Source organism: Bacillus cereus group sp. BfR-BA-01355, assembly GCF_022663675.1.
GTDB lineage: Bacteria > Bacillota > Bacilli > Bacillales > Bacillaceae_G > Bacillus_A > Bacillus_A thuringiensis_S.
Genome location: NZ_JAKUFY010000207.1, coordinates 1 through 4,349 on the forward strand (window position 1 = coordinate 1; position 4,349 = coordinate 4,349).

The following is a 4,349-nucleotide window of genomic DNA, read 5'->3' on the forward strand; positions in this document are numbered from 1 at the left end:
GTAATTGTGAACTTAAGATGTAATCTTGTTTCATAAATTCATCAACCTCTGAGGATATGTATAAAGAAAGTGTAGGCAGAGCGACGAAAATAAGTACGAGTACTTGATAAAACGTAAATGAAATATTTGGATCTACCCCATCAGCATTTGACGTGATTACAATATTAACGGGCGTGATAAGTATGAATGCGATAAATAGAGTTGGAATATAATAAAAAACTTCTGAGCATGACTGGAAAAATCTCTTGAGTTTTGGAGCAAATAAACTTAAGAGGATTCCTATACATGTTCCGCATAAAATTCGAAAGAAGCTAATTGCCACGGCTAATAAAATAGTAAATTTTGCTCCTTCTACAATTTGTAAGAAAACAGACTCTCCAAAACGATCAGATCCAAAAGGTGGAATTAACGAAGGCGGAAAGGGGGCCTTTCCAAGTAATTCGTTATTTTCATTGTAAAGTAACTGAGGAGGTTTTGGGATGTTATCTTTAAAGAACCAACTATAAATAAAACTAGCTGAAATAAGTATGAATAAATAAGTAAAGCCGATTAAAAAGCGTTTTGATTTCCAAATAGATTTCATAATGATACTCCTTTCAATTGCTTTTTCCATCTATTCATCATGAATGAGATTATTTGGAAAATGGCGTAAAACGGTAAAATAATCATAACAAGTATAATAAATGTAGCTGGAGGTGAAACAAACGCCTTATTAAATAAAAATTGAATAATGCCTTCCATATTAAAAACAAATTCTAAAATGAATAAATTAGAAAGTAAGAAAACAAAAATCGTTTTTAAATGGTGGAAGAAGTGGATAGATATATTTTTGAATAAATGAATGGATAATATATAACTTGATGAAAGGCCTTTTCCATATGCAACCTCTACGTAATGTTTTCCTTGTTCTTCTTTTATGTATAACACCATCATCCGAAACATTTGTAATGTAGGTAAGACAGCTAATGATAAAATAGGGAGTAAATAAGCTCGATTTTCATTAAAAGAAATAATAGTGACAGGAGATTCCCCAAATTTCTGAAGTACCCATATGAAAAATATTTGCAAACAAATCATCATCATATCAGGGACAGCTTCTAATATGAACACAATTCGGTTTATCCATTTTTTTATATAATCTTTTGCTAAAAAATAAAAAAATGCCGTGCTAGATGATAAAAAGAGAGCAAGAAAAAAGGCTAAAAATAATATAGTAAATGAATATAGGTAAGGTTCTAAAACAGTTGGAAATAATGGTGTTTTTTTGAAATGGCCAAACTTCGGGTCGGATCCTATAATCACTAATGATTCAGGGGAGAAGACCTGTTTTAACATGGTAACGATCTGATTAAAAAAATAAATTGGTTGAAAGGTAAATCCTTGTTGAGTGATAAATAAATAAGGTAAATTTAATAATAGTAAGAGTGATAAAAGAATTGATGAAAGCTTAATTGTGAATTGAGATATTGTATTTAACATTAAATCCCTCCGACATCTTTTTACAACATTATACAATAAATTCTATATTATTGTTTTATTTTTCTGAAAAATAAAAATACTGTTGAATTTTATAGTATGCAAGATATATTTACAAGATAAAAAAGTAATAGTAGGGGCCGCGCTCTATTTTTATCAAGACAAAAGGACTAGTGAACTTAAAACAATAAACAAGAGCAAAATGCACAGAATTTTCATTCTGCGGGTAGTTACTTTTCTTGGCTTGATAGCGATATTATGTGACCGCTAAAAATGAATATTGCTTTTCAACTCTTTCTTCATGCAAATGAGTAGAACGTATGGAGGACTATGTATGTGTTGTTAATGAGAGGAAAGAGTGTATTGCGTAACGAATATAACGTAATTTTACCGCAAGGAGTAGCTAAATTTAGTGTATAAGTGAAATGGAATGAGTAGATTTATTTTTTTATATGAAAAAAATTTTCTTTTTATAACTTGATAAATGAAAAAATATTTTATATACTAATTCATGTAAACGGTTTACTAAATCGTATTTTGCTAGAAATGAAGGGAAGATTCGCATGGAAACAAGGGGGAGAGTAATCGGTATTGATATCGGTACCACAAGTACGAAAACGGTTGTGTTCACAGAAAAAGGAAAAGTCATTGCATCACATGCAATCGATTACCCAATTATTCAACCGAACGTCGGATGGGCTGAGCAAGATCCTGATGTAATATGTGCCGCTGTATACAAAAGTGTAAGCGTTGCCATCGAAAAGGGTAATGTATTACCAGAAGATATTTCTTCAATCGGTATTAGTACAGCTATGCACGCATTAATTGCAGTAGATGAAAATGGTGCGCCATTAACACGTTCTATCATTTGGGCAGATAATCGAAGTACGAAGCAATCAGAAAAATTATTACAACAAATGAATGGGCATGAAATTTATAGACGTACAGGTACACCAATTCATCCGATGTCACCACTTTCTAAATTGTTATGGATGAAAGAAGAGGAACCAGAGTTATATACAAGTGCTTATAAATTCATTTCCATTAAAGAGTATGTGATTTACCAATTATTTTCACGCTACGTAGTTGATTATTCGATTGCTTCTGCTACGGGGTTATTTAATTTAGAAACATTAAACTGGGATGAAGATGTTTTAACTATGTTACATATGTCACCAGAACAATTATCAACCCCTGTACCAACTACATATATTTTATCAGGTATGAAGCCAGAATTAGCACAGAAGATGGGGATAAGTGCAGAGACACCAATTGTCATAGGAGCAAGTGATGGGGTTCTTGCAAATGTAGGAGTTGGGGCGATATCACCGGGTGCGGCTGCAATTACCATTGGAACGAGTGGTGCGGTTCGAACAATCTCATCAAATATAAATACAGATGAGAAAGGGAGAACGTTTTGTTACGCATTAACAGATGAGCACTGGGTAATCGGTGGTCCAACGAATAACGGCGGAATATTACTGAGATGGTTACGTGATGAATTTGGTAGTCCAGAGCAAGAAGTAGCAAGAAAGCTCGGAATTGATCCTTATGATTTATTAATTAAATATGCAGAAAGCGTACCAGCTGGAGCGGATGGGCTATTGTTCTTACCTTTCTTATCTGGAGAACGCGCACCTTACTGGAATGCAAATGCTCGTGGTACATTCTTTGGAATCAATCTTCAACATAAGCGAGAACATTTTATACGTGCAGTGATGGAAGGTGTTTGTATGAGTGTATATTCAGTAGCACTCGCAATTAGAGATTGTACAGGGCCACTTACTGAAATACGAGTTTCAGGAGGGTTTGCGAAATCTGCATTTTGGAGACAAATGTTGTCCGATATGATGGGGAAAGAATTGCTTGTACCTGAAAGTCATGAAGCATCTGCGCTTGGGGCAGCGGCAGTTGCTTTATATGCTGTAGGAAAAATTGATTCTCTTGAAGAGGTAAAGGATTGGATTGATATTGTTCATCACCATGTACCGAATAAAGAAAATACGGCTATATATTTAGAAATGTTTTATATGTATGAACGACTTTACAATCGCTTGAAAGAAGAATTTGATTGTATAGCTGCTTTCCAACGTAAACAATAGGGGGATTGGGAGAAATGGTAGTTGGGATCGTACTAGCGGCAGTTGTCATACTACTTTTACTTATTACGGTAGTAAAATGGCATCCATTTGTCGCATTAATTTTAACAGCAATTGGTGTAGGATTAGCAATGGGAATGCCTTTAATTGGAACTTCACCAAAAGATCCAGGAATTATTGATTCTATTAAACTAGGGCTTGGTAATACGTTAGGATTTTTAGCAATAGTTTTAGCACTAGGAACGATGCTTGGAAAAATGATGGCCGAATCTGGTGGTGCTGAACGTATCGCTAACACATTAATTAATCGTTTTGGGAAGAAACGAGTTCACTGGGCGATGATGTTCGTTGCATTTTTAGTAGGGATTCCGGTATTTTTCCAAGTTGGATTTGTACTATTAATTCCGTTAGTATTTACAATTGCGTTAGAAACTGGGGTATCGCTTATTACAATTGGTATTCCGCTAGTAGCAGGACTGTCAGTCGTACACGGACTTGTTCCACCGCATCCAGCGGCAATGGCGGCAGTTGGTATTTTTAAAGCAGATGTAGGGAAGACAATTTTATATGCATTAATTGTCGGACTTCCAACTGCAATCATATCAGGTCCACTTTACGGGAAATGGATTGGAGCTCGTATACATAAGGAAGTACCGTTAGATATAGCGGAGCAATTTGCTGAAAAAGATAATAAAAAAGAGCTTCCTAGCTTTGGGAATACATTGTTTACAATTTTACTTCCAGTATTTCTTATGCTTGGTGCATCAATAGCAG

General features: G+C 34.6%; 3 protein-coding genes and 1 pseudogene. 2 read left to right on the forward strand and 2 right to left on the reverse strand.

From position 1 onward, the window contains the following. Both MR167_RS30610 and MR167_RS30615 read right to left on the reverse strand, forming a co-directional pair. A pseudogene (locus tag MR167_RS30610) lies at nucleotides 1-583 on the reverse strand (peptide ABC transporter permease); the annotation flags it as partial. After that, nucleotides 580-1,479: an ABC transporter permease subunit gene (locus MR167_RS30615; RefSeq protein WP_242316181.1), complete on the reverse strand. Its 900-nt coding sequence runs from the start codon at nucleotides 1,477-1,479 to the stop codon at nucleotides 580-582. The pseudogene MR167_RS30610 and the gene MR167_RS30615, both read right to left, overlap by 4 nt. A gap of 560 nt (nucleotides 1,480-2,039) precedes the next feature. Here MR167_RS30615 and gntK point away from each other — a divergent pair. Both gntK and MR167_RS30625 read left to right on the forward strand, forming a co-directional pair. Next, nucleotides 2,040-3,578 (forward strand): gluconokinase, encoded by a 1,539-nt coding sequence (gene gntK / locus MR167_RS30620; RefSeq protein WP_000449999.1) that lies wholly within the window; start codon nucleotides 2,040-2,042, stop codon nucleotides 3,576-3,578. A gap of 14 nt (nucleotides 3,579-3,592) precedes the next feature. Further along, nucleotides 3,593-4,349, forward strand: a 757-nt coding sequence (locus tag MR167_RS30625) for a GntT/GntP/DsdX family permease (protein WP_242316182.1), incomplete at its 3' end; no start/stop codon positions are given.

Bases quoted from the DNA above. Each gene is read 5' to 3' on its own strand.
- MR167_RS30615 (WP_242316181.1), bottom strand. From the start codon at position 1,479: ATGTTAAATACAATATCTCAATTCACAATTAAGCTTTCATCAATTCTT.
- gntK (WP_000449999.1), top strand. From the start codon at position 2,040: ATGGAAACAAGGGGGAGAGTAATCGGTATTGATATCGGTACCACAAGT.